Origin of the sequence: Methylobacterium sp. J-070 (assembly GCF_022829385.1) — a bacterium.
GTDB lineage: Bacteria > Pseudomonadota > Alphaproteobacteria > Rhizobiales > Beijerinckiaceae > Methylobacterium.
The window spans coordinates 1-1,460 of sequence record NZ_JAKSXX010000154.1; the positions used below are offsets into that span (position 1 = coordinate 1).

Sequence of the window (1,460 nt, forward strand, 5' to 3'; positions counted from 1 at the left end):
CCTGGACCAGAACCTGTGCCTTGTCCGGCTCCTTGATGCCGATCTGCTGCATCATCCCCACCATCGGCCCGGCCATGGCGCTGAGCGTCGCGGTGCGGTCGCCCTGCATCTGCGCGACTGTCTCACGAGCGACCTTCACCAAAGCCGGATCTGGGGCGATCGTAGGAGCAGGCTTCTGGGCTGATTGAGCCAATACGGCGCAAGGCAGGGCAGCCCCAAGGCACAGGCCAACGATAAGAGTCGAGAGGCGCATCAAGCGGTCCGATCGCTGTGGTGACGCGATCCGACTTCGTCGCCGATCGCTTGCTACAGCACCATACGTCGGGGTTGATCGATGTCGACGTGGGAATGCCAACGTTGACTTAACCGTGCTGCCCGGCCGACATGGGCTGTTCCGACTGGGCTCGTTCCATCGAGTCGAGAGCCGGCAATTCAGGAGACCATCGCCGCGAGATAGACCCTGAAAAGCCAACAGCCCCTTCCCGGCAAGGAAGAGGCTGCTGAAAATCCTGGGGCCGTGTGGGGCCTGTTCTGCGACTCCCCACAAGCCATAGCTCCCACCCGGGAGTCAAGACGGAACCCGTTTCCGTCAACGGGAAAGGCTTGCCTGGACCCTAGCCGCGGCCCGTGAGGGACCGGGATCGATGTTTCACGCCACCATGCGGGAGGCGATCGAGGGCGCGCGCACGCTCGCGCAGCTCGACGACCTGTCGCGCACCATCTGGCAGGCCCACGCCGCCGAGACCGTCACCGATGGTGAGGCGCAGGGCTTGGCCGAGGTGCTGCATACCCGCAGGAGCGCCATCCGCGAGGCCGTGACGTCCGTCGGCATCCCGCTCGGCCGTGTGACCCTGTTCCCGCCGAGGCGCCTCCAGCGGGCTCCTGAGCGATCCGTTGCTATCGAGCGCCGCCGCCGACTCGCCTGTTCCGGTCCGATGCCGCCTGCCCTCGCCAGCCGCTTCACCACCGGACAGCTCGCCGTCCTGAGGGTCGTGGGTGACGAGGTCGCCCGGCATGGAGCCTGCGGGCTGCCTGTGGACGCCATCGCCGCCCGGGCGGGCGTGTGCCGGCGGCTGGCGCAAGGAGCGATCCGGCTGGCCGAAGGCGACGGCCTGCTGACCATCCAGGAGCGCCGCCACCAGGGCCGGAAGTCGGATCCGAACGTGGTCCGGATCATCAGCCGGGAGTGGCTGCAATGGCTCCGGCGGGGAGGGCGGTCCGCGGCCCCGGCGCTGTTGGGCAGCATAGGGTGCAAAACTCTGCACCCCACGGATAAGGGAGATCCACAAAGGCAGGTTGTGGATACGGAACCAAAGAAGGGCTGCCGAGGGGCAGCGGGCGACCTCGACCGATCAGACCGGACGAGAATTCTCGCGGGTGGTGGCGCTGGTCGAGCCATGCCGTGAGGGTATGTAGGCGGCCGATCTATCGAACGAATGGACGGCGAACGATGTCGTGCA

1 protein-coding gene and 1 pseudogene are annotated in these 1,460 nt (G+C 66.8%); one reads left to right on the plus strand and one right to left on the minus strand.

The window, feature by feature from the left end:
* Positions 1-253, minus strand: a pseudogene (locus tag MKL01_RS15790) (hypothetical protein); the annotation flags it as partial.
* A 391-nt stretch (positions 254-644) separates the two neighbouring features.
* On the opposite strand from MKL01_RS15790, the gene MKL01_RS15795 reads away from it, so the two are divergent.
* Positions 645-1,406: a hypothetical protein gene (locus MKL01_RS15795; RefSeq protein WP_243906161.1), complete on the plus strand. Its 762-nt coding sequence runs from the start codon at positions 645-647 to the stop codon at positions 1,404-1,406.
* Positions 1,407-1,460: the final 54 nt, after the last annotated feature.